Source organism: Streptomyces caniscabiei, from assembly GCF_014930365.1.
In the GTDB taxonomy this organism is placed as follows: Bacteria; Actinomycetota; Actinomycetes; order Streptomycetales; family Streptomycetaceae; genus Streptomyces; species Streptomyces caniscabiei.
Window position 1 is genome coordinate 198,685 of the sequence record NZ_JABXWI010000004.1, and the last position, 22,754, is coordinate 221,438.

General features: G+C 71.5%; 21 protein-coding genes and 1 pseudogene. 8 read left to right on the forward strand and 14 right to left on the reverse strand.

All coding sequences use genetic code 11. The features are described 5' to 3' along the window. The first annotated feature begins 8 nt into the window (after window positions 1–8). Window positions 9–1,757, forward strand: a complete 1,749-nt coding sequence (locus tag HW837_RS12640; RefSeq protein ID WP_193379736.1) for an alpha/beta fold hydrolase — start codon at window positions 9–11, stop codon at window positions 1,755–1,757. Between the two features lie 53 nt (window positions 1,758–1,810). Here HW837_RS12640 and HW837_RS12645 read toward each other — a convergent pair whose 3' ends face one another. After that, entirely contained in the window at window positions 1,811–2,482 is a 672-nt protein-coding gene (locus tag HW837_RS12645; RefSeq protein ID WP_045561997.1) for a hypothetical protein, read from the reverse strand. Further along, the gene (locus tag HW837_RS12650) at window positions 2,479–3,168 is read right to left on the reverse strand and encodes a hypothetical protein (RefSeq protein WP_313895493.1); all 690 of its coding nucleotides are present in this window, start codon (window positions 3,166–3,168) and stop codon (window positions 2,479–2,481) included. Before HW837_RS12650 ends, HW837_RS12645 begins: the two co-directional genes overlap by 4 nt. Before the next feature lie 141 nt (window positions 3,169–3,309). Between HW837_RS12650 and HW837_RS12655 the strand changes: the two genes are divergently transcribed. Further along, entirely contained in the window at window positions 3,310–3,990 is a 681-nt protein-coding gene (locus HW837_RS12655) for a class I SAM-dependent methyltransferase (protein ID WP_193379735.1), read from the forward strand. A 339-nt stretch (window positions 3,991–4,329) separates the two neighbouring features. After that, complete coding sequence (locus tag HW837_RS12660) at window positions 4,330–4,857, forward strand: DinB family protein (RefSeq protein WP_107073820.1); 528 nt, start codon at window positions 4,330–4,332, stop codon at window positions 4,855–4,857. A gap of 10 nt (window positions 4,858–4,867) precedes the next feature. Here HW837_RS12660 and HW837_RS12665 read toward each other — a convergent pair whose 3' ends face one another. Then, a complete protein-coding gene (locus HW837_RS12665; protein ID WP_045561995.1) occupies window positions 4,868–5,863 on the reverse strand; it encodes a trypsin-like serine peptidase in 996 nt (331 codons plus the stop codon). A gap of 286 nt (window positions 5,864–6,149) precedes the next feature. On the opposite strand from HW837_RS12665, the gene HW837_RS12670 reads away from it, so the two are divergent. Both HW837_RS12670 and HW837_RS12675 read left to right on the forward strand, forming a co-directional pair. Next, window positions 6,150–6,848 (forward strand): DUF4142 domain-containing protein, encoded by a 699-nt coding sequence (locus tag HW837_RS12670; RefSeq protein ID WP_107468919.1) that lies wholly within the window; start codon window positions 6,150–6,152, stop codon window positions 6,846–6,848. 438 nt (window positions 6,849–7,286) lie between these two features. Further along, window positions 7,287–8,108, forward strand: coding sequence for a hypothetical protein (locus HW837_RS12675; protein ID WP_107073819.1), 822 nt, complete (start codon window positions 7,287–7,289; stop codon window positions 8,106–8,108). Window positions 8,109–8,119: 11 nt separating this feature from the next. Here HW837_RS12675 and HW837_RS12680 read toward each other — a convergent pair. The 3 genes and pseudogenes from HW837_RS12680 to HW837_RS12690 all read right to left on the reverse strand — a co-directional run. Then, window positions 8,120–8,546: pseudogene (locus HW837_RS12680) on the reverse strand (cytochrome c oxidase subunit II); the annotation flags it as partial. 203 nt (window positions 8,547–8,749) lie between these two features. Beyond that, on the reverse strand, window positions 8,750–9,181 hold the full coding sequence (locus tag HW837_RS12685; protein WP_045561890.1) for a tetratricopeptide repeat protein: 432 nt from the start codon (window positions 9,179–9,181) through the stop codon (window positions 8,750–8,752). A 158-nt stretch (window positions 9,182–9,339) separates the two neighbouring features. Beyond that, window positions 9,340–10,347 carry a pirin family protein gene (locus HW837_RS12690; RefSeq protein ID WP_390623508.1) on the reverse strand — a complete coding sequence of 336 codons (1,008 nt, stop codon included), beginning with the start codon at window positions 10,345–10,347 and terminating at the stop codon, window positions 9,340–9,342. Between the two features lie 116 nt (window positions 10,348–10,463). On the opposite strand from HW837_RS12690, the gene HW837_RS12695 reads away from it, so the two are divergent. Continuing rightward, complete coding sequence (locus HW837_RS12695) at window positions 10,464–10,964, forward strand: carboxymuconolactone decarboxylase family protein (protein WP_045561888.1); 501 nt, start codon at window positions 10,464–10,466, stop codon at window positions 10,962–10,964. Between the two features lie 147 nt (window positions 10,965–11,111). Here HW837_RS12695 and HW837_RS12700 read toward each other — a convergent pair whose 3' ends face one another. Together HW837_RS12700 and HW837_RS12705 are read right to left on the reverse strand one after the other, a co-directional pair. Continuing rightward, a complete protein-coding gene (locus HW837_RS12700; protein ID WP_078853840.1) occupies window positions 11,112–11,579 on the reverse strand; it encodes a MarR family winged helix-turn-helix transcriptional regulator in 468 nt (155 codons plus the stop codon). A 152-nt stretch (window positions 11,580–11,731) separates the two neighbouring features. Further along, window positions 11,732–12,682, reverse strand: a complete 951-nt coding sequence (locus HW837_RS12705) for an NmrA/HSCARG family protein (protein WP_045561886.1) — start codon at window positions 12,680–12,682, stop codon at window positions 11,732–11,734. Window positions 12,683–12,852: 170 nt separating this feature from the next. On the opposite strand from HW837_RS12705, the gene HW837_RS12710 reads away from it, so the two are divergent. After that, complete coding sequence (locus HW837_RS12710; protein ID WP_193379731.1) at window positions 12,853–14,070, forward strand: NAD(P)-binding domain-containing protein; 1,218 nt, start codon at window positions 12,853–12,855, stop codon at window positions 14,068–14,070. An 82-nt stretch (window positions 14,071–14,152) separates the two neighbouring features. Here HW837_RS12710 and HW837_RS12715 read toward each other — a convergent pair whose 3' ends face one another. Next, a complete protein-coding gene (locus tag HW837_RS12715) occupies window positions 14,153–15,283 on the reverse strand; it encodes an FAD-dependent oxidoreductase (protein WP_193379730.1) in 1,131 nt (376 codons plus the stop codon). Between the two features lie 53 nt (window positions 15,284–15,336). Here HW837_RS12715 and HW837_RS12720 point away from each other — a divergent pair, with 53 nt between their 5' ends. Next, entirely contained in the window at window positions 15,337–16,029 is a 693-nt protein-coding gene (locus HW837_RS12720) for a TetR/AcrR family transcriptional regulator (protein WP_193379729.1), read from the forward strand. Between the two features lie 25 nt (window positions 16,030–16,054). On the opposite strand, the gene HW837_RS12725 is transcribed toward HW837_RS12720, so the two are convergent. The 5 genes from HW837_RS12725 to hppD form a co-directional block, all read right to left on the reverse strand. Beyond that, window positions 16,055–17,146: an MBL fold metallo-hydrolase gene (locus HW837_RS12725; protein ID WP_193379728.1), complete on the reverse strand. Its 1,092-nt coding sequence runs from the start codon at window positions 17,144–17,146 to the stop codon at window positions 16,055–16,057. An 88-nt stretch (window positions 17,147–17,234) separates the two neighbouring features. Then, a complete protein-coding gene (locus HW837_RS12730; protein ID WP_193379727.1) occupies window positions 17,235–18,569 on the reverse strand; it encodes an MFS transporter in 1,335 nt (444 codons plus the stop codon). A 115-nt stretch (window positions 18,570–18,684) separates the two neighbouring features. After that, complete coding sequence (locus tag HW837_RS12735; RefSeq protein ID WP_199819127.1) at window positions 18,685–19,464, reverse strand: class II aldolase/adducin family protein; 780 nt, start codon at window positions 19,462–19,464, stop codon at window positions 18,685–18,687. 139 nt (window positions 19,465–19,603) lie between these two features. After that, window positions 19,604–21,169: a PucR family transcriptional regulator gene (locus HW837_RS12740; protein ID WP_196788919.1), complete on the reverse strand. Its 1,566-nt coding sequence runs from the start codon at window positions 21,167–21,169 to the stop codon at window positions 19,604–19,606. Between the two features lie 209 nt (window positions 21,170–21,378). After that, a complete protein-coding gene (gene hppD / locus HW837_RS12745) occupies window positions 21,379–22,584 on the reverse strand; it encodes a 4-hydroxyphenylpyruvate dioxygenase (RefSeq protein WP_045561882.1) in 1,206 nt (401 codons plus the stop codon). Window positions 22,585–22,754: the final 170 nt, after the last annotated feature.

The window sequence follows — 22,754 nt, forward strand, 5'->3', positions numbered from 1 at the left end:
AGTACGCAATGTCCCCTGGTACGACCCGTGGTACGACCCCCGGCCGACGCCCCGCGCGACGGCTCCCGGCAACGCTGGCCGCAGCCACGGCCGGCACCCTCCTCGTCGGCCTCGCCGCGCTGCCCGTACACGCCGAGCCCGCCCCCGCCGAGTCCGGCACCGACCGCCCGATCGGCACGGTCGCCCGTACGGTGGGCGACGCCCGCTTCGAACCGGGCCCCTGCCCGAGGACGGCGGACCCGATCCCCGATCTCGCGCGCGCTCGCTGCGGCACCCTCACCGTGCCCGAGAAGCGCCCGGCGGCCGAGAACCCCGAACAGCCCAAGGGGCCAGACGATGTGAAGGGGCCGAAGGGGCCCAGGGAGCCCAAACGGCCGGACGAGCCCCAGCGGCCCATGGGGCCCAGGGGCCATGACGAACTCACGCGCATGCGCACACGTACGCGCACGATCACCCTCGCTGTCGCGATCATGCCCGCGCGGAGCAGCCGCCCCGCGCCCGACCCCATCGTGTGGCTCGCCGGCGGCCCCGGCGACGACGCGGTCTCCGAGATCCCGATGGCGCTCGCCGGCAACCTGAACCGCGACCGCGACGTGATCTTCATGTCCCAGCGCGGCACGTACTCGGCCGACCCGGAACTCACCTGCCCGAACATCGACCGGTTCAACGCACGCGCCCTCGGCCTGGTCTCCAACGCGCCGTCCACCGGACGCCTGCACGTCGAGGCGACCCGCGCCTGCCGCGACAGCGTGGACGCCGAGGGCGCCGACCGCAGCGCCTACAACGACATCGAGAGCGCGGCCGACTACGACGCCCTGCGCAGGACGCTGGGCGTCAGGAAGTGGAACGTCTTCGGGATCTCCTACGGCACCCACCTGGCGCTCAACTACATGCGCCTGCACCCGAAGGGCATCCGCTCGGTCGGCATCGACGGCATCCTCCCGCCGTCCATCGCCGGCGGCGCGGTCACCTGGAAGGCCGCTCGGGAAGGTTTCGACGGCCTGTTCGAGGCCTGCGAGGAGCAGCCCGACTGCGCCACCCGCTACCCGGACCTGAAGGCCACGTTCCTCCGCCTCGTCAGTGAGCTGGAGGCGGACCCGATCACCACCACGGTCACGGTCCCGGTCCACCCGGAGCCGGTGAAGGTCGTGCTGGACGGCGCCAACCTGGTCACCTGGCTGACCTCGGCCACCCATGTGGCGGCCGGGGTGCCACGATCCGTCGACGAGCTGGCCCACGGCAACCCGCAGCGGATCGCCGAGCAGCTCGCGGGCGGCAAGTACAGCCCGCAGGCCATCGGACGGATCGCCCACGGACTGGTCTACGGCATCTTCTGCAGCCAGTGGACGCCGTACGAGAGCCGGGCCGACATCATCCGGGGCGGGCGCCGCGCGTTCCCGTCGTTCCCCCGGTCGATGCTGGCCAACGCGCCGCAACTCGCCTGGCTCCACGACGACTGCCGTGCCTGGGACGTGCCGCCCGCGCCCTCGTCGGTCCGGGACGTGACCCGCAGCGACATCCCCACCCTCGCCCTGTCCGGCGGGTTCGACGCCCAGACGGCGCCGAGCAACGGGGCGTACGTCGCCCGTACGCTGAGCCGCTCCACCGTCGTCACGGTCCCCTACGTCGCCCACGTCGTCTTCGCCGACTCGGCCTGCGCGCAGACGATCACGACGTCGTTCTTCGCCCGCCCGACCGCGCCGGACACCGGTTGCCTGGCAGGACTCCAGCCGCCGCGGTTCGAGATCGCACCCTAGGAAGTGGGACCGCTCGCCGTGGCCGACGTGCTCCGGCTCGCCGAGCGTTCGCCCTACGGCCTGCTTCCGGTCGGTCCGCCAGGCCAGTACGGGTTCGGCATGCCGTCGTCGTTCATGTGTGCCCGCCGCCAGATCTCCTTCCAGCTGTACGGGGTGTCGGGCACGAGCCGGTGCGGCTGTCCGCACGGACACGGCGCCGGAGCCCACGCGCACCGGCCGCACAGCTCGACCCACCCGTGCCCCGTCGAGTGCGGCTCCGGCGGTCCCTCGTCACCGCACGCCGGACAGCCGGGCAACTCGACGCCGTCCAGCAGCGCGTTCTGCCGCCGGACGTACTCGGGCAGTCGCAGCGACGGGTGGCGGAAGGGGGCGTCGTACCAGGCACGCTCCGACCCGTCCCACCAGCTCCGCAGCCACCACGGGCGCGGGTCCGGCACGGCCCGCCGCCCGCCCCGCTTCTCCGCCCGGCGGCGCGCCGCGTAACGCTCCGCCCGCGCGAGCCACAGCACCCGCGCCTCGTGCAGCTCCTCCACCGCCCGCACCAGCGCCTCCGGATCGGCCTCCAGCCGCCGGGGAACAGCGGCGCTGAGCGTGAGGTGGTGGTACGTCGCCCGCAGACCGTAGGGCGCGAAGACGGTGAGGCAGGTACGCAGCGCGCTGTGCCGCCGCTGGAGCGGGAGCCGCCCGTCATGCACCCGCGCCCGCTGCGTCAGAAAGCTGGTCACGCTCCGCACCCCAGATCCAGGTCGATGTCCAGGTCGAGGTCCGAGTGCGGGCCCGAGTCCAGGTCCGCGTGCAGGCCCAAGGACCGGGCCAGGGCCGCGGTGACGGCGGCGGCGTGGGCCGGCAGGTGTTCCTCGGCCCAGTCTCCGGCGAGGCCGAGAAAGTCCCGCAGGTCCTGCTGAGCACCTGTGACGAGCGCGCGGACGTCGTCCACCGGCAGTTCGATCACCGGACTGCCGTCCTTCGCATCGGCGTCGAAAGTCAACCGGACGGTGTCTCCGACTCGTTCGGCCGCCGAGGACGGATCGTGGCCGAAGCCGGAGAACCCGCTGCCGTCGAGCACCTCCAGCCAGTCCCGCCAGGTCTCCAGGCCGCTGCAGCAGCCCGGCTCGACGTGGACGGTGCCGGTGGCCCGGTCGGTGACCCGGAAGCCGCCTGCCGCGTGAAGGTCGGGCATGGTCAACAGGCCGTGCAGGAAAGCGCCGAGCGGGTCGGTGGGGCACGGGCCGTGCTCCTCCTCCGGCTCGAAGTCGTTGCAGTCCGCGATCCGCATCACCGCCGTGCCGACCTGCGCCGGAGTCAGCCTCCCGTCCAGTACGAGGTGGTCGTAGGACTCGTGCTCGCTCACCGGCCAGAGCGCGAAGTCGTCGTCGCGGGCGACGATCTCCAGAACGGGCTGCATCACCATCACACGGGGATGATGCCGGACCCGTCGCCGCACCACCACGGACTTTCCCTGCGGGCTCCGCCCGTGCCCCCGGCGAATCTCGATTTGCCGGACCGGCAACAACAGTGGCCGTTGCGGGAGGCAGTGGGTGACCGTGGGGTCATGACCGACGACACCGCAGGAGGACCCACCGTGTTCGACTTCCCCTCGCCTGCCGGCGCGTACGCCGGCGACCCCGCGGTGCGGGCGGAGTGGGACGGCCGTTACGCCGACCGGCAGCAGCTCTGGAGCGGCCTCCCCAACGGCGCACTCGTGGCCGAGACCGCCTCGCTCACCCCCGGACGCGTCCTCGACGTGGGCTGCGGCGAGGGCGCGGACGCGCTCTGGCTCGCACGCCGCGGCTGGGACGTCACCGCGCTCGAGGTCTCGGGCGTGGCCCTGCGACGCGCGGCCGGACACGCGCACGACGCCGGCCTCACCGTCCACTGGGTGCACGCCGAACTCACCCGGGCCTCGCTCCCGCCGGCCTCCTTCGACCTGGTCTCCGCGCAGTACCCGGCCCTGCTGCGCACCCCCGACGCCGCCGCCGAACGCGCCCTGCTCGCCGCCGTCGCGCCCGGCGGCGTGCTGCTGCTCGTCCACCACGCCGGCATGCAGGACCAGCAGGCGAACGAGAGCGGCTTCGACCCGGCCGACTACGTCTGGCCCTCGATGGTCACCGAACTCCTCGACGACGACTGGGAGGTGGAGGTCGACGAGCAGCGGCCCCGCGTGGCACCGGAGGGCGGCGCCGGCGCGCACCACACCGACGACCTCGTGCTCCGCGTACGCCGCCTCCGCTGAGCCGGGCGTACGACGCACCGCACGCCGACGCCCATGCATGGGGCTCACTCTGGGTCCACTTCACATGCCGACGCGGTGAACTCCAGCCATGGGTGTAGTGGTTGTCGTCGTGTCCGGCGATGATTTCCTGCACGGCGGCGAGTTGGGCCTCGTCGCACTCCAGCCACCCTCTGACCGACACGTAGATGCCCATGGGCCCGCCCCGTCTCTCTCGTCCACGGCTCTGATGTGCCCGGAGTGCCCTCGCCGGATTCGGCCCGGCGTTCCGTGCGGGTCCGGGTGCGGCGCCTGTGGCGAATGCGGTCGTCATGGCGCCGCGGTCCTGCGAAGGTTGGGGCCATGACGACGACTGCTGATGGACGCCCTGTTCCGCCCGCGCATGCCGATGAGCGCGTCATGCTGGAATCCTGGCTGGACTTCCACCGTGAGACCCTCGCCCTGAAGTGCTCGGGCCTGACGGACGATCAGTTACGGCTGACCGCGGCCGCGCCGTCGTCGATGACGCTGCTGGGGCTCGTGCAGCACCTCGCCGAGGTGGAGCGCAACTGGTTCCGGCGCATCTTCGCGGGGCAGGAGCTGCCGCCGGTCTTCGGGCCCGGCAAAGGTGACGGCTTCGCCCTCCGTCCGGAGCGGACAGGGGACGAGGTGGTCGCCGTCTGGCGTGCGGAGATCGCCCGGGGCCGTGAGCTGATCGCCGACGCGTCGCTGGACGACTCCGGACGTCTGTCCGAGGAGGAAGCGGGTCACGTCGGCGACCAGGGTGTCTCGTTGCGCTGGATCATGGTGCACATGATCGAGGAGTACGCGCGCCACAACGGTCACGCCGATCTGCTCCGCGAGCGCATCGACGGCGTGACCGGCGCGTGAGAGGGGACGGTCAGGAGGACTGCGCGGTCTGGTAGAGGTTCTGCGCGTCGGCGCCGAAGTACGGCCCGTACATCCGGTTGGGCAGGAAGTTGTACTTGAAGCTGTTCACCGACGACAGCAGGCCGGTGCCCGTGGACTCGTTGAACTGGGTGAACCAGGGGCCTCCGCTGGAGCCGCCGGTCATGTCGCAGTTCATGCCGTGGTCGTTGGAGAGCAGGAAGTCACGGTTGGTGGTGCCGCTGCAGTAGATGAACTTCTCCCCGTCGTACGGGGCGGCGGCGGGGAAGCCGAAGGCGTACATGGCCTTGTTGTAGCCGGTGTTGAAGGCCAGGCCCTGCCCGCCGACGACGTCCGTCAGCAACTTCCCGTCCAGCGGGGCGACGACGGCCGCGCCGATGTCGTAGTTGATGTCCTCGCTCGCGGTCCACTGCGGAGTGGAGAGGGTCTTCGTGGCACTCCACCTGCCGTACGGGGCCTGCCCGTCGTGGTATCCGGGCACGAAGACCCAGTTGGTGTGCCAGGCGCCCTCCAGCTTCACGCAGTGCCCGGCGGTGATGACGGTGCTCTTGTTGGCGCTGGTGACGGCGTTGCCGGAGCACGAGGCCGTACGCCCCTGGTAGGTGAAGAACACCCGTCCGGCCGTGGAGAGCACGGCTCCGCCGCCGGTCCAGGCTCCGCCGCCGTTGGGGAAGGCCAGCACCCCGACGTCCTTCGGCGCGCCCGGCAGGGTCGGGGCGACGGTCTTCTCCTTGCCCTTGGCGAGGGCGGGGGCCTTCACCTGGGTCCGGTCCACGGTCGGCAGGTCCAGCGGGGTGGCCCCACGCATCCGTTCGGCGGTCCAGAACGCGGCGGGGTCGGCCGTGGCCGGGGCCGCCCCGGCGGGCGAGGCGAACACACCGGTGCCGAGCAACGCGGCGGCGCCGAGCAGGGCGGCGAGTACGGGGCGGGACCTGCGCGGGGAGCGGGACGTACGGGACGAGCCGGACGGGCGGAACGAGCGGCGTATGTCTCTCACACGTACTCCTTGTGCGGTGGGGGACGAGGACGGACTCGCGCAACGCAGAGTGCCACCCCACCCGCAACTTGGACAGGTGCACGACAGACGCGCGACAGGTACACGCCACGATGGGCGCAAAATCAACCCCGGAACGGCCCGGACCACGGTTCGTTGACCGTCCCTTGAACATCTCCGGGTTCCCCCGCGTACCTCTCGCTGCGTGCCGTGCCAGCCGCAACAGGTGTCCACTCCTACCGACCTGGAGGATCCACTCTCTACCCGACCGGGAGAACACATGCATGCGAACCGACACGCGGTACCCACGCGGACGTCGCGGCGGACCGTCACGATCATCGCCGCCGTCTGCGCCGTGATAGCCGCGGCCGTCATCGCGATCAGGGCGGGCAGCGAGGAAGCCTCGGCCAACCCCACGACGGCGGGCCAGATCGAGCACACCGGCGGCCATGTCGCCGGCGGCGGCGCCGGACAGACGGCGACGGGCCAGAACGCCAACCTCACCGTGACCGACGTGGACCGCGAGTTCCTCGCGAAGGTACGTCAGGCCGGCCTCTGGGAGATCCCGGCCGGCCGGCTCGCCCAGACCCACGCCTCCAACGAGGCCGTCAAGCGGGCCGGGGACCATCTGATCGACGGACACAGCAAGCTGGACCAACTCGTGCGCGAGGACGCCGAGATCCTCGGTGTGGAGATCCCCGACGAGGCCACCGAGGAACAGCAGCAGTGGGTCCGGAATCTGGAGAACGCGCAGGGCGAGGAGTTCGACAAGCTCTTCGCCAACGTGCTCCGCGCCTCGCACGGCAAGATCTTCGCCACCATCGGTGAGGTCCGGGCAGCCACCCAGAACGACCTCATCCGCCGCCACGCCCGCCAGGCCAACCAGACCGTCCTGGACCACATGGAGGTCCTGGAGGACACGGGTCTCGTCGACGCCTCCACCTTCCAGGAGGTCGAGGAGGACGTGGCCCCCAAGTAGGGGACGCCACGGCCGACCGTACGGGTGCCAGGGCAGCCGCCCCACCCGGTTCAGCCCCACTCGCCTCAGCACCCGGCTCAGCCCCGCCGACGCGCGCCGCGCCCACCGCACCGCCTCCTCGCCGTCCCCGATGGGGCCCCTCCCCCAACGAGGCACCCGGAAAAGGCGGTTCGGACGGGCCCGGCGACTGGCGACCATCTTTGCACTGTGCAATGATCGAGGTGGGGGAGCCGAGCCGACGGTCGGCCGCTACCTGGCGCCCAGGAGTGACACCGGCACGGTTACGCGGCGGCAGCACGCCGACCGTCGGCAGGGCCCTCCCCCGGCGGCGCCGAAGGGCTGTCCGGGCCACCGACCTATATTGGCCCGGGGAACGTCGGCACGCGCAGGGGGGATCAAGGGCTGTTGCGACGATCAGGTGGAACATGTCGAGCGGCCGTGGCCGCCCTGCTCTGTGCCGTCACCGTGCTGTTCGTCGGCGGGTGCGGAACTCTGGTGGCCGGTCAGGGAGGCGGGAGTTCACCGTCGTCGGCCGCCGAGCCGATCCCGTGGACCACCATGCAGCCTTCCGCGGTCACCGGCGTGCGTATCAGCGCGGACGGCCGCACGCTGTCCCTCGCCGCGCAGGTGCCCAGCGGGCCCGACGCGTGTGTGCGCAAGCTCAAGGCGGTGCTCACCGACCCGATGACGGATTTGGCGCGGATACAGGTCACGTTCACCTCGCCGTCCGGGGACAGGGCTTCCGGGTGCACCGAGGAGAAGACATCCACGGCGACGGTGAAGCTGCCCGAGCCACTGGGCGACCGGGACGTGATCGTCGACAACTACACGCGCTTCACCGCCGACGGCGCCGAGCCGCCCGCGCTGCGGCTGTGCGGGAAGCTGGGCTGCACACCACCGGCCACGGGTTGCACGGTCGCCTCCTACGAGCAGGCGTTGATGGCGGTCAACGCGCCCGCGCACACGTTCCGGGACACGGAGAAGTGCGACGGCGAGTGGCTGGTCCTGGACATCTCCTGGCGCACGGGACCGGTGTGCGGCGACGACACGAAGGACGCCGCCTGCTCGGCCCGGCTGGGCGACCGCTGGTTCTTCCGGGCGCGGAAAACGGGCTGGGAGCCGATCAGCAGGACGTCGGCGGGAGGCTGCCGGGACGTGCAGCGCGAGGAGCCCGACTTCCCGTCCTCGCTGTGCGTGTCACTGGAACCGCTGGCGTCGTCCCTGCACCCCCGCCATACCGCCTGGCCGCCGGGGAACTGAGCACAGCCCACACGCGAGGAGAGCACGAAGCGGACCTTCTCGCCCTTCGGCAGCCACAGGGTGGGCCCCGGGGTCGCCGGTCTGCGGGTTGCGCGTGCCGGGAACACCGACGTCGAAGACGCCCTCGGCGCCCGAGGGGAAGGCATCTCGGTATCTGTTGGGGACGATGCCCATGTCCGGGTCGGCCTTCGCGTCGCCCGTTCCGGTGTCGCCGTCGACGTCCTCGACGTGGTTGAAGCGCCAGTTCCACTGGAAGCCGACCACCCCCACGGTGTGCGCGAACTTGTCGAAGAGCACCGAGACGATGATCAGCGGCACGACGGTGTACCGCACCTCGATGGGCATGTCGTACCGGGACTGTGGGGGGACCTCGGCATCGGTCCTGCTGCGCCGGTGGAAGATCGCCGCCCAGAGGATCAGCCCCCACCCCACCGCGCCGCCGAGAACGGGCCTTCCGCGTCCGGCTCGGGCGTACGACGTCCCCGGAGGCCTTGCGTCACGGCGGCCGTTTTCCCCGCGGAAGGAAAGAGGGGGAAGGACCGCTTCGACCTCCCCAGGTGTGGCGGCCCTTCCCCAGCGGTCACCCGCCTACCCGGAGTCTCACCCTTCATGCCCGGCCTGCCTGCACAGGTGTGAGGCGCTCACTCGGTGTCGGGGAACTCCCCCGCGAACGCGCCGGCCATCCGCAGCCAGGGCTCCGCCTCGTCCCGGCGGCCCTGGCGCTGCAGGGTGCGTCCGAGCATCAGATGGGCGTAGTGCTCGACCGGGTCGCGCTCGACGATCAACCGCAACTGCTCTTCCGCGCGCCGAAGTTGCGCGGAGTGGTAGTAGGCGCGGGCCAGCAGCAGCCGGGGGCCGGTCTGCTCCGGGGCCTCCTCGACGACGTCGACGAGCAGCTTCGCGGCACCGATGTAGTCCCGCGCGCCGAACAGCAGTTGGGCGCGCTCCCAGCGCTCGGCGGTGGTCTCCTCGTGCGGCACTCCGGCGCCGTTGTCGAACAGGTGCAGCGCGCTGGCCCAACGGTCGGGCGCCACCCCGTCGGTGGCCGGGTACAGCTGGAAGTCCTCGGTCATGGTTCCCTTCCTCCTTCTCCCGGACCCGTCTCCCGAGGTCCCGGAACGCGACGCGGTGATGCTCGAACGGCGCGACGGACGCCGCGTGTTCACCGGCGAGAGCGCCGGGAGCTCCCGTGCAGCACGCTCCCGCCCCTGGTTATTCCGCTCCGACCAGCTCACCGCCCAGGCCCCGGCCGGTGGCCGCGCGGGGGATTGCCGCGCGGCGCGATGACGGCGTTCGGCAGGGCGGGGGCCGGAAGACGGTGTCCGGCATGCCCCTCGACCTCGCCGAAGCGGTCGGAGCCCGCCTGCCACTCCTCCCGGGCCCGGACGATGTCCTCGTGGCTGCGGCCGATGAAGTTCCACCACATGACGATCTCCTCCTCGAAGGGAGGGCCGCCGAGCAGGATCGTGCGCGCGGGGGCGTCCGACTCGTTCACCACGGTCAGGGTGTCCACGCCGCAGGGGACGTAACCGAGTTCCGCAGGTCGCAGGACGGTCTCGATCAGCCGCACGTCGCCGCTGTCCACAAGGAGCCCGTGCTCGAAGGCGGGGTCCACCACGAGGGCGACCGTCGCGTGCGGTTCGAGGATGATCTCGGCGCCGAGCAGCGGCGTGAAGGTCCGCACCGGCGATGTGTGACCGGCGAGCGAGCCGAGGAAGACCTTGACCTCGGCCCCGTCGACCCGCACGGGGGCGGGCACGTGGTGCTGGAAGTCGCGAGCGGCGTTCCGGTGCTCCTCGGGCAACGCCACCCACAGCTGGACGCCGTGGATGACCGTGGTGTCCGGGGTGGAGACCTCCGAGTGAGCGATGCCGTGTCCGCCGGTCATGAGGTTCAGCTCGCCGGGCCGGACCAGGGCGTGCGTCCCGAGGGTGTCGCGGTGTTCGATCTCTCCGCTGAACAGCCAGCTCACCGTCTGCAGCCCGGTGTGCGGATGCGGGGGTACGTCCATGCCCGTCACGCCGGCGTCGACGGGACCGTAGTGATCGGCGAAGCACCAGGCTCCGATCAGGGTGCGGGCGCGCTGCGGCAGGGTTCGGCGCACGCGCAGGGCGCGGGGCCCGCCCAGGGGCACGTCTCGCGCCGACAGCACCTCGACCCGGGGCTCACCTGTCGAGCGGTCCTCGTCGACGGCCGCCCCGCATGCCACTGCCGCGGGTGCCGCTTCCACGTTGCTCACCGGGGACCCCTCTCCCATGTTGTAGTTGTTACATCAACTATCATGCCACGAGAGCGGTCCGGTGACCACCGCGCGCAGACGGCGCGCGGCCCCGGTCCACCCAGGGGAGGCACGCAGTGAGTGAGCACATCGATGGATCCGCACCGCGCAGGATCTTCGTCGACAAGCAGAGCCCCCAGGCCTACCGGGCCATGGTGAAGGCCGCGGAGGCGGTGAGCGCAACGGCCACGGAGGCGGGGCTCGACCGCGCGACCGTGGAGCTGATCAACCTCCGTGTGTCGCAGCTGAACGGCTGCGCCTACTGCCTCGACCTGCACACCCGAAGGGCGCTGCGCGCGGGCGAGTCGGCACAGCGGCTGGGGGTTCTGCCGGCCTGGCGGGAGACAGCCCTGTTCACGCCCGAGGAGCGCGCGGCGCTGGCCCTGGCGGAGGCGACCACCGATCCGACCGCCTCCGCCGCCCAGGACGCGGCGTACGAAGCCGCCCGCCGCGTTCTCACCGAGGACCAGATCTCGGCGGTGATCTGGGTGGCGATCACCATCGGCGCGTTCAATCGCGTCTCCGTCATGAGCAGGCACCCCGTCGAGGCGCCGCGGCGAACCTCAGCGGAGATCTGATCGACGAGTCATCCGGACGCTCCTCAGGCCGCCGAGGCCCTCCCGGGTCCGGCCGCCGGGGCGGCGAGCAGGAAGACGAAGGGGCTCAGGGCGTCGTCGCGGGTGGCGGGGTCGGCGTAGTCGCCGGCCTCGGCGTGGGGCCCCGGTTCAGGTCGGGTCTTCGTCCAGCTTGCCGATCACGCGCTCGGAGATCTCCGCCAGGACCCGCAGCTCGGCCGGCGTGACATGGTCCATGAACAGCTCTCGCACCGCCTCGACATGACGCGGGGCGGCCGCCTCGATGGCCGCCCGCCCGACGTCCGTGATCACCACATACGCCCCGCGCCCGTCCTCGGCGCATTCCTCGCGCACCACCATGCCCCGGCCGGCCATCCGGGCGATGTGGTGGGACATCCGGCTCTTCTCCCACTCCAGCGCCCGCGCCAGGTCCTGATACCGCTGCCGCCCCTCCGGCGAGTCCGTCAGGTGGACGAGCACCGCGAAGTCGGCGGCCGACACGTTGGACTCCGACTGGAGCCTGCGCCCCAGGCGCCCGCCGAGCCGCTCGTGCAACCGCACGAAACCGCGCCACGCGCGCTGCTCCTCAGGCGTCAGCCATCGCACTGTCTCTCCCATGAAGAAAGTGTAGACGTAGTTGACAGTTCACCGAATACCTGGACGCCCGCGCCTGCTCGCAGCGCCGAAACGCCGTCACCCCGGCGGCCGGGCGGCCTACCGGGACGACGGGTGGGGCGAGTGGAGCCATCGGGCGGACGAGGGGCGCCCGGTCAGCTCAGCGGGATGTCGGCGGCGTTCCCGGCCAGCCAGTCGTCGAAGCTCTTCAGGCCGGGGTGGATCTCCCGGATCCCGTCCAGGTCACGGGCGCCGGTGAACTCCTGGTCGAAATCGCCGTAGTACTGGAACATGTTGCCGATCTCGTCACCCCCCGGAACACCGAGGGAGCGGAAGACGTCGTAGGGCACGGCCTGGAAGCGCACCGGCTCACCGATCGCGGCGCCGATCTTCTCCGCGTACTGGGCGCCGGTCAGGTGGTCGCCCGCCAGCCCGACGGTGTGCCCGACGAAACGCTCGCCGCCTTTGAAGAGGCCGAGCGCGGTGTGGCCGATGTCGTTCACGTCGAGGCCGGCCAGCAGCTTGCCGTCCTCGAAGGGCAGGGTCAGCGTCAGCACGCCGTCCTCGTCCCGCTTGGGGCCCAGCATCGACAGGAAGCCCTGGAAGAAGAACGTGGTGTTCAGGAACGTGGTCGGCACCCCGGCCCGGCGGAAGAGCTCGTTGGCCTCGCCCTTGGCGTCGAAGTGCGGCACGTTGTACTTCTCCTGGAGAACGGGCATCCGCTCGTCCTCCAGCGGCAGCAGCTCGCGGGTGTCCTCCAGTGTCGACCACACCACGTGCCGCAGCCCCGCGGCCTTGGCCGCCCGGACCAGCACCTCGACCTCCTCGGTCTCCTTGGCGGCCGAGCCGTGGGCCCAGAAGTTGGTGACCAGGAAGGCGCCGTACGCACCTTCGAACGCCTGATGCACGGACGGCTCGTCGTAGAAGTCCGCCCGTACGACCTCCGCGCCGAGTTCGACCAGCTCCTTGGCGGCGGGCGAGTCCGGGTTCCGGGTCAGCGCGCGCACGGTGAAGCCAGAGTCGGGATCGGCCAGGATCGCGCGTGCGACACCGCCGCCCTGCGCTCCCGTGGCTCCGGCGACCGCGATGACCTTCTTGTCACTCATACCAGCTACCCCTGTCAAGGAGAGATTAGGTTGACGCATCAACCACATCAGAGTTCGGTTGATGCGTCAACCACATGGCGAGGAATGGCCGGGAGTCGTCCCCTCGGGAATAGATGACGTATCATCCTGTTCCCCCTGGTGTGCAGTCCTGTCGACCCGAGGAGCTCGCGATGCAGTTCGGCGGTTTCAGCGTCGGTGACCGGGTGGTGAGCCGGCCTGCAGACACTGACGACGGGCGGGTGACGAGCCGGCCGACGCCCGCTGCCGGTGGGCGGGCGACGGTCGTGGTCATCGGTGGGGGGCAGTCCGGTCTCTCGGCCGGCTACCACCTCGAGCGGCGCGGCTTCACCAGCGCCCTGACCGACCCTGACGGCGCCCGGACCTTCGTGGTGCTCGACGCCGAACCGGCGGCCGGCGGGGCGTGGCGGCACCGCTGGGAGTCGCTGCGGATGAACACCGTCAACGGCATCTTCGACCTGCCCGACTTCCCGCAGCCGCCGGTGGACCCCGAAGAACCCAGCCGTACGGCCGTGCCCCGCTACTTCGCCGCCTTCGAGCAGGCGATCGACCTGCCGATCCTGCGGCCGGTGACCGTCGCGGCCGTACGGCCGCTGGACGACCGCCCCGACGGCGACCTGGCCGTGGAATCGAGCGCGGGGACCTGGATCACGCGGGCGGTCATCAACGCCACCGGCACATGGACCAACCCCGTCCGCCCCCGCTATCCGGGGCAGGAGACCTTCGCCGGACTCCAGCTCCACACCCACGACTACGTGTCGGCCGACCGGTTCGCCGGACGCAGGGTCGCCGTCGTCGGCGGGGGCATCTCGGCGCTGCAACAGTTGGAGGAGATCTCCCGCGTGGCCACCGCCTACTGGTACACGCGGCGCGAACCCGTCTTCCTGGAGGGCGGGTTCCATCCCGAGGTCGAGGGCCGCAGGATCATCGCCAGGGTCGCGGACGACGTGGCGGCGGGCAGGCCCACCGGAAGCGTCGTCTCGTACACCGGCCTGGGCTGGACCCCGTACGCGGTGGCGGCGAAGGAGCGCGGGGTCCTGGTGCGTCGTCCCATGTTCACCTCCGTCGAACCGGGCGGTGTGCGCGAGGCGGACGGCTCCTTCACGACCGTCGACGTGATCCTTTGGGCGACGGGCTTCAAGGCCGCGCTGGCGCACCTGGACCCGCTGCGGCTGCGCAACGCACTCGGCGGGATCACCATGCGGGGCACCCAGGTGGCCGGCGAACCGCGGGTGCATCTGGTCGGCTTCGGTCCGTCCCAGTCCACCGTGGGCTCCAACCGCGCGGGGCGTCAGGCCGTCAACAGCCTGCTCCGGCAGTGGGAGGGCCCGCGCGAAGGGCCGGACCGGCTCGTGTCGGTGGCGGACTGAGGGGTGTGAGCGGCGCGGCTCCGGTGGGCGCGCGTCCGGTGCGCCTCCGGTGGGACGGCGGTTCCGCCGTCGCGCCCCGCGGTCAGGACGACTGGACCTCGTCGAAGAGGGCCAGGGCCTGGGCGGGGTCCGGGCTCACGAGACGCTCCAGGCCCGCTGTCGTGATCTTCGCCCATGTCTCGGCCCGGGTCCACATCCGTTCCTCGAAGGCGCGGACGGCCTGGTCCAGCTCTCCGGGACCGGAAGCGGCGGCGACGGTCTCGGCGAGTTCGGCGCCTTCCAGCATCGCGAGGTTCGCGCCCGCCCCCAGTGGAGGCATCAGATGGGCGGCGTCACCCAGGAGGGTCACCCCGGGGACATGGGTCCAGGTGTGGGCGACGGGCAGGGCGTGGAGGGGGCGGCGGACGAAAGCGGTGCCGTGGCGCAGGAGGTCGCGGACAGGAGCGGCCCAGCCGTCGAACAGAGCGAGCAGGCTCGCTCGTACGGCGTCGGCGTCGGCGTCGGCCGGATCCGGGTCCGTGTGCCGGTCCAGCGGTGCGCGGAACTGGGCGTACACCTTGACGTGGCCGCCGCTGTTGCGCTGGGCGACGAGGGCCCGGTTCACGCCGTAGACGCCCACGGAACCGTCGCCGATCAGCCGGGCGAGGTCGGGGTGGCGGGTGTCGACGTCGTCCAGGGAGGTCTCCACCGAGGTGACGCCGGTGTAGTGCGGCACCACCGACGACACTGCGGGGCGGACCCGGGACCAGGCGCCGTCCGCGCCGACCACCAGATCGAACGTCTCCTGGCGCCCGTCCTCGAAGTGGACCACCGCGCCGGTCCCGGCCCCCGGCACCACCCGTGTCACGGCTCGTCCCCACCGGACTTCGAGCGGGCCGAGCAGCAGGTCCCGGAGTTGCCCGCGGTCGATCTCGGGGTTGGCGCGGTCGTCGGCGCGGGGTCGCCAGTCGCGCAGCACGTTCCCGGCCGGGTCCAGGATGCGCAGGGCCTGCCCCTCGGGACGGGCCAGTGCCTGGAAGTCCGGCAGCAACCCGGCCTTGTCCAGGGCGAGTTGGCCCAGGCCTTCGTGCAGGTCCAGGGTGCCGCCCGGCGGGCGGGCGTCGGGGGTGGGGTCCCGTTCGAAGAGGGCGACGGAGTGGTGGTGGCGGTGCAGGACGCGGGCGAAGGTCAGTCCGGCCGGGCCGCTTCCGATGACGGCGATGCGATGCCTCATGTCGATACACTGTATTTTCTCGATACGGTGCATGGCAACAGTACGATGTGGCCATGACTGTGTGGGACCGACCGGAGCCGCCGACCCGCCCCGTGCCGCTCGACCGGGAGCGGATCGTCGCCGCCGCCGTGGCGCTGGCCGACGAGGGCGGGCTGGAGGCGGTGTCGTTGCGCAAGGTCGCCGCCCGGCTGAGCGCCGGTCCGATGCGGCTGTACGGATACATCTCCACCAAGGAGGAGCTGTTCGACCTCATGGTGGACGAGGTCCACTCCGAGATCCTCCCCGAGGAGCGACCCGGTGACTGGCGGGAGGCGCTGAGCGTCCTCGCCCACCGCACCAGGGGCACCGCTCTTCGTCACGAGTGGCTGGCCGACCTGCTCGGCGGCCGCCCGATCCTGGGGCCGAACGCCCTCGCCGTCACCGAGGCCACGCTGGCCCCCCTGGTCCGTCTCGCCGACATCGACACCGTCATGCGGGCGGTGGAGACGGTCAGCTCCTACGTCACCGGCGCCGTCAGGCGCGAGATCGCGCATCTGCGGGCCGAGCGCGCCACGGGCCTGTCCGAGCACGAGTGGCAGCGCGCCTCAGGCCCGCATGTGACGAGCATGCTGGCCACGGGCCGCTTCCCGGCGCTGGCCAAGGCCGTTCACGACGGCACGGACGTGGACGCCGAGACGTCGTTCACGACCGGCCTGGGCTGGGTCCTCGACGCCGTGTCCGCCCACCTCACCCGCCCTTCGGGGTGACGCCCGACGCGCGTGTCCGCCGTCGTCAGCAGCCGCAGGCCGCCGTGTGCGGGGCCGCGGCGGCCGTCGCCGCCGAGGTGGTGGCGGTGCCGGTGGACTCCTGGTCCTGGAGGATGCGGCCCTTCAGCATGTCCTTGATGACCTGCATGAACAGCTGTGTGCCGGAGGTGCCCACGACGAACGGGTTCTCGGCGCTGTCCGGCGCGCCGCGCACCTCCTCCATGCGCTCCAGGCCGTGGTCGCAGAACCCGTGGTTGCTCAGTTCGACGTCCACCGCGGCCCGCTTCATCCGGGAGCCGAAGGTCCGGGCGGAGTCGAGGTAGGTCCGCTTGTCCGCGGTGGCGGTGGGCGGGTTGGTGCCGCCCCAGAGCATCGCGGTGTGCGCGCCGCCCCGCCAGTGGACCGGGAAGATCGGTGAGACGCTGCCGGGCGTGTGGCCCGGTGTGTGATGGAGCGTCACGGTGGTGCCGCCCAGGGTCAGTTTCTGGCCGTCGGTGATGTCGAGGTCACGGGTGGGCGCGTCGGCCGGCTTGCTCGCGGCGAGGGTGTCCCAGTCGGCGGGGGCCATCATGACCCGGGTGCCATAGGTGTCGGCCAGGTACCGGGCGCCGCCGAAGTGGTCACCGTGGCCGTGGGTGACGACGACGTACTTGATCGTCGACGGATCGGCGCCCAGCGCGCGCAGGCCGGGGACGAGGGTCTGCTCGGCGTCGGTGGGTGATGTCAGGGCGTCGATCAGGATGATCCCGTCAGAGGTGAGGATCGCCGTGGCGGACACCCAGCCGATGCTCACCACCGCGACGTCGTCGAAGATCTTCTGCGGGGCGGGCGGGGTGGGGCGCGGAACGCTGAAGCCGGAGGTGAGCGCTGCGACCAGATCCGTGAGGATCGGGTTGTCACCAGCCCGTTCGGCAGCCCGGTCGAAGTAGTCCTGCGCGGTCGGGGCGGTCGCGGCACCGGCGAACTGCCCCCGCGTCAGCGACGCCGCGCCGACCGTGACCGCCGCCGCGGTGCCGGCCTGCCAGAAGCGTCGGCGGGTGAGTGACCTGTGGCGGGGACCCCCGGTGGGTGCCGGGCGGGTCGAGTCGGTCGTCAGGTCGGTCGTCGGGTCGGTCATGGGGGGTGACTCCTCGCGAGATCGGGGACTGGGCCGGGGATGGCTGCTGTCGTGGGCCCCCGGCCGGCCAGGGCATGCTCGGGCGTGCTCAGGCGCTGACGGTGGCCTGTACGTCGTGCTGGTCGGGCTCGGTGTCGCCCAGGGGGACGTCCTTGCGCTCCTTGACGAAGAAGGTGACGACGAGGCCGACGACGGTGACCCCGGTGAGGTACACACCCACGGAGTACACGGTGCCGGTGCCGGTCTGGAGGGCCTCGGCGATCATCGGGGCGAAGGCGCCCCCGAGGACGGCCCCGATGGCGTACGACAGGGCGGCGCCGCTGTAGCGGACGGCGGTGGGGTACATCTCCGAGAACAGGGCGGCCTGCGGGCCGTAGGTCAGTCCCAGGCCGATGCTGTAGACGATCAGGCCGAGGACGACGAGGCCGGCATCGGCCGTGTTCAGCAGAGCGAAGAAGGGGAACATCCAGGCGAGTTGGACGGCGAAGCCGATCTGGTAGACACGGATCCGGCCGATCCTGTCGGACAGGATGCCGCCGGCCATGGTGCTGCTCAGCCAGGTGACGGCTGCGATCATGACGCAGATCAGGATGGTCGTCGGGTCGATCTCCAGATGGTTGACGGAGTACGCCTGCACATAGCCGCCGGTGGTCATGTAGCCGACGGCGTTGTTGGCGGCGAAGAGCAGGGCACCGCCGATGACGAGCGGCCAGTGGTGCCTGAAGAGGGCGGCGAGCGGGGTGCGGGAGTGGTTGCCGGACTCCTTCAACTCCCGGTAGACGGGGCTCTCGTCGACCTTGCGGCGGATGATGAAGCCGGCGGCGACGAGGCCGCCGCTGAGCAGGAAGGGGATGCGCCAGCCCCAGGCCAGGAGCTGCTCGTCCGTGGTCAGGGCGGTGATCAGGGCGAGCATGCCGTTGGCCAGCAACAAGCCCAGTGGGGCGCCGAGTTGGGGGAAGGCGCCGAACCGTCCGCGTTTCCCGGTGGGGGCGTGCTCCACCGCGATCAGGGCGGCGCCACCCCACTCACCGCCGGCCGACAGGCCCTGGAGGATGCGCAGGAACACCAGGATGACCGGGGCGGCCAGGCCGATGGAGTCCCGGGTGGGCACCAGGCCGATGAGGGTGGTGGCGGCGCCCATCAGTACCAGGGTGGCGATCAGCATGGCCCGGCGGCCGAGCCGGTCGCCGAGGTGACCGGCGAGGGCCGCGCCGACCGGCCGGAAGAAGAAGCTGATGCCGATGGTGGCGAAGGAGATGATCAGGGAGTCCTCGCCGAACCCCTGGAAGAAGAGCTGGTTGAAGACCAGACCGGTGCACAGGGCGTAGATGAAGAAGTCGTACCACTCGATGGTGGTGCCCGCCATGGCGGCGAGCGCCACCGTGCGGTGCTGGGGGCCGGGTGCCGTCGAGGGTTGGGACATGGCTGGTCCGATTCGTCGTCGGGTCGTCGTCGGCCCGGAGCGGAAGGGTGAGCGGAGGGGGTGGCGATCGGGGTGGGGGTGGCCGTACGGGCGCCCGGGGTGCGGCGCCGTGGGGTCAGACGGCGTAGTCGGGGGCGATGCGGTCGATACGGCGGCGCAGCGCGGTGAACAGGGTGCGGCCCGCCTGTGTGCGGTCGCCCAGCTGGAAGGACTCCCTGGTCGAGCGCATGGCCGCCTCCCGTGTCACCGGCATCAGCGGCTGGCCGGACGACTGGGCGGCGAGCTGGATCTCGCAGGCCCGTTGCAGGGTCCACAGGGCGGAGAAGGCGGCGGGCAGCGTGGGGCCGAGCGCCAGCAGGCCGTGGTTGCGCAGGATCATCAGGTCGCGCTCACCGAGGTCGGCCACGAGGCGTGGCTTCTCCTCCGGGTCGACGGTGACGCCCTCGAAGTCGTGGTACGTGACCAGGTCGTGCAGTTGGGCGGCGTAGAAGTTGTCCGGGTCCAGGCCGCCGCGCAGACAGGCGACGCCGGTGCCGGCGGTGGTGTGGGTGTGCATGATGGCGTGCGCGTCGGGCCGATGGGCGTGGATCACCGAGTGGATCAGCAGACCCGCCTCGTTGATGGGCCAGTCCGAGTCGGACAGGATGTTCCCGTCGAGGTCGATCTTCACCAGGTTCGAGGCCGTGATCTCGTCGTACAACAGGCCGAACGGGTTGATCAGCAGGTGTCCGTCCTCGCCGGGCACCCGCACGGTGATGTGGTTGAAGACCATCTCGACCCAGCCCAGGTGGTCGAAGATCCGGTAGCACGCGGCCAGTTCGAGCCGTGCCTGCCACTCCGCGTCACTCATGCCCACGGGCTTCGTCGTACGCGTCCGGGTGTCGAGAACGGTCACTGCTGTGCTCCCTGCCTGCTTCACGGGCCTCGCCGCTGTGGGGCGCGTGCCTCGGTGTCCAGGAGCATGGGGGTGCGGGCACCCGGCAGCCAATGTCGGGGCCGCCATGGATGACGGTGGCGCACTGTGGGATCCGACATCACGGCTGGGTCAGCGCGGCCAGTTCCAGCGTCAGGAGCAGGCGTCGCGTCGGGTCGGCCAGCGATACGCCGAAGAGCTGTTCGGCCCGGCGCAGCCGCAGCCGCAGCGTGTTCTGGTGGATGTGCAGCTCGCCGCTGGCCGCGACGACGTCGCCGAAGTGGCGCAGGTAGGCGAGCAGGGTGGCCGCGTACGCGGTGGCGTGTTCGGCGTCGTGCGCCCGCAGGCGTTCCACGATGCCGGTGCGCAGGTCGGCGTCGGCGCGGACGGCGCCCACGAGCCGCCGCAGCACCAGCTCCGGCCGGAGGTCCTCGGTGCGGTACACGCCCGGGTCCGCCCGTCGTTCGCGCAGGTGGTCCAGCGCCGAGTCGATGTCGCGGCGGGCTCTGAGCAGGGGCGACAGGGCGCCCACGGCCGGTGAGCCGACCGCGACGAAGGAGCGGTGGAGGCTGTGCCGGGCCCGGTCGAGCAGGTGCTCCAGGAGGACACCGGTGGACACGGGTCCGGAACCGGCGGTGGGCAGCAGGAGGTAGACGCGGTCGCCGAGCAGGGCGGCCGCCGGTTCGTAGCCGAGGGAGCGGCCGTCGAGGACGGCGAGGTCGACCAGACGCAGCAGGGCCGCACGTCGCCGGGCCGCGGCCCCGGCGTCGGAGGACTCCTCGCCTCCCTGCGTGGCCTCGCTCATCCCGACCAGCACGCCGGGCAGGCGGGCGCCGTCGGCCAGGTCGTGCTGTCCGGCGCGGCCCTCCAGCGCGGAGCGCAGGGCGCGGTCCCGGCTCTCCTGCTCGGCGTCGACCTGGCGGCGCAGTGCCAGCATGTGCAGGGCCGCGACCCGGGCCGCCTCCTGGAGGGTGGGCCCGCAGTCGGGGACCGGGGCGTCGTCGGGGAAGGCCACCCACAGGGAGCCGAGGACGTCCTCGCCGGCGCGGACGACCACGGCCAGGCGCGGCAGGTTCCCTGGGCGCTGGTGGCGGGCGACCGTGTCGCTGGTCCACACCTTGCGGTCCAGATGGTCGGCCATCGCGTCCTCGGGCACCCGCCTGCCGAGGATCCCGCGCCGCCGGGTCTCGTCGATGGGCTGGTCGGGCAGGCTGGAGTAGGCGACGACGACCTGCTGCGTGTCCATGATCGCGACGGCGTTGGCCAGGGAGAACAGATCGCCTCCCGTCGGCGAGCCGCTGCCGGGGTCGGAGTCCGCGGCGCGTGCGGCAAGGACGGTGGTGACCAGGCGCTGGACACGCGTCCACGGCATCCGCGGGTTGACGGCCAGCACCGGGACCCCGCTGGGGCGGATCCGGGCCGGCAGTTCCTCGTCCACGGGGTCGGCGCACTTGACGGCGAGCGCGCACGACGTGTCCGCCGCCGTCCGCAGGGCGACGGCCAGGGCGTCGGGGTCCGTGACGTCCACCCCGACACCGAGCAGGAGATGCCCGGAGGCCGTCGCCCGGACGACGTCGTGCGAGTCGAGCAACTCGACCCCGGCGATCCGTGGTTCGGTCTCGGCCCCCTGCGACAGCACGCTGACGACGTCGTCCTGCAGAGCCTCGACGAGCTGTCCGAGGAGCATGGCGGTCACGCGGTTTCCTTCCGTCCGGGACGTGGTCACGGACGTCGGAAGCTACATGAGCGGGTGCCGGCGAGTGTAGGTGCGGACATCGCCGTGCTCCGGGCGGCGGCGCATGCTCCCTGCCACGGGGTTGTGCACCGGCCATGACGCGTCGCGGACCACCGCCGGGTTCGGCGGTGGTCCGCGACGCGTCGAAGGGGCCTGGGCCGCTAGAAGTTGCCGCGCTTCTCCTGCTCGCGCTCGATCGCCTCGAAGAGGGCCTGGAAGTTGCCCTTCCCGAAGCCGAGGGAGCCGTGGCGTTCGATGAACTCGAAGAAGACGGTGGGCCGGTCGCCGATCGGCTTGGTGAAGATCTGCAGCAGGTAGCCGTCCTCGTCGCGGTCGACGAGGATGCCGCGCTTGGCCAGTTCCTCGATGGGCACACGGACGTGGCCGATGCGGGCGCGCAGTGCCGGGTCGGTGTAGTAGCTCTCCGGCGTGGCGAGGAACTCGACGCCCTTGGCCCGCAGCACGTCGACGGTCCTGATGATGTCGTTGGTGGCGAGGGCGAGGTGCTGGGCGCCGGGGCCGCGGTAGAAGTCGAGGTACTCGTCGATCTGGGAGCGCTTCTTGGCGATCGCCGGCTCGTTGAGGGGGAACTTCACCCGGTGGTTGCCGCTGGCGACGACCTTGCTCATGAGCGCCGAGTACTCGGTGGCGATGTCGTCGCCGATGAACTCGGCCATGTTGGTGAAGCCCATGACGCGGTTGTAGAAGTCGACCCACTCGTCCATGTGGCCGAGTTCGACGTTGCCCACGACGTGGTCGAGTGCCTGGAAGATGCGCTTGGGCTCGTTGTCGGGCTTCACGTAGCCCGAGGTGCGGGCCACGTATCCGGGCAGGTAGGGGCCGGTGTAGCGGGAGCGGTCCACCAGGGTGTGGCGGGTCTCGCCGTACGTGGCGATGGCCGCCGTACGGACGGTGCCGTGCTCGTCGGTGCTGTCGTGCGGCTCCTCCAGCACGGTCGCGCCCTGCGCGCGGGCGTGCTCGACGCACCTGTCGACGTCGGGCACCTCCAGGGCGATGTCGATCACGCCGTCACCGTGGCGGCGGTGGTGGTCCAGCAGGGGGCTGTCCGGGTCGACGCCGCCCTTGAGCACGAAGCGGATGGCGCCGGAGCGGAGCACGTAGGCGTGGTGGTCGCGGTTGCCGGTCTCCGGACCGGAGTAGGCGACCAGCTCCATCCCGAAGACCACCTGGAAGAACGACGAGGCCTGCGTCGCGTTGCCCACCGACCAGACCACGGCGTCCCACCCGGTCACCGGGAAGGGGTCGCCCTGAGCGTCGTACTCCACGAGGCCGACCAGCTGCCTGAGCTGCTGCAGGTCGAGCTCCGCCAGACGTTCCTGGCTCGTGAGGGTCTCTTCCACACTCATGCGTCGTCCCTTTCGGCGTGCCTGTCTCCAACGTGTGGCGGTCAGGAGACACCGGGCGCCCGCACCTGCACAAGAGTTGTCTTCCGGGCTGTTCAAGCTGCTCAGTTTGCACTCCTGTTCCAGGCTTCACCTATACAAACTGCCCAGCCGAGAACGGGTTCTCGCCACCG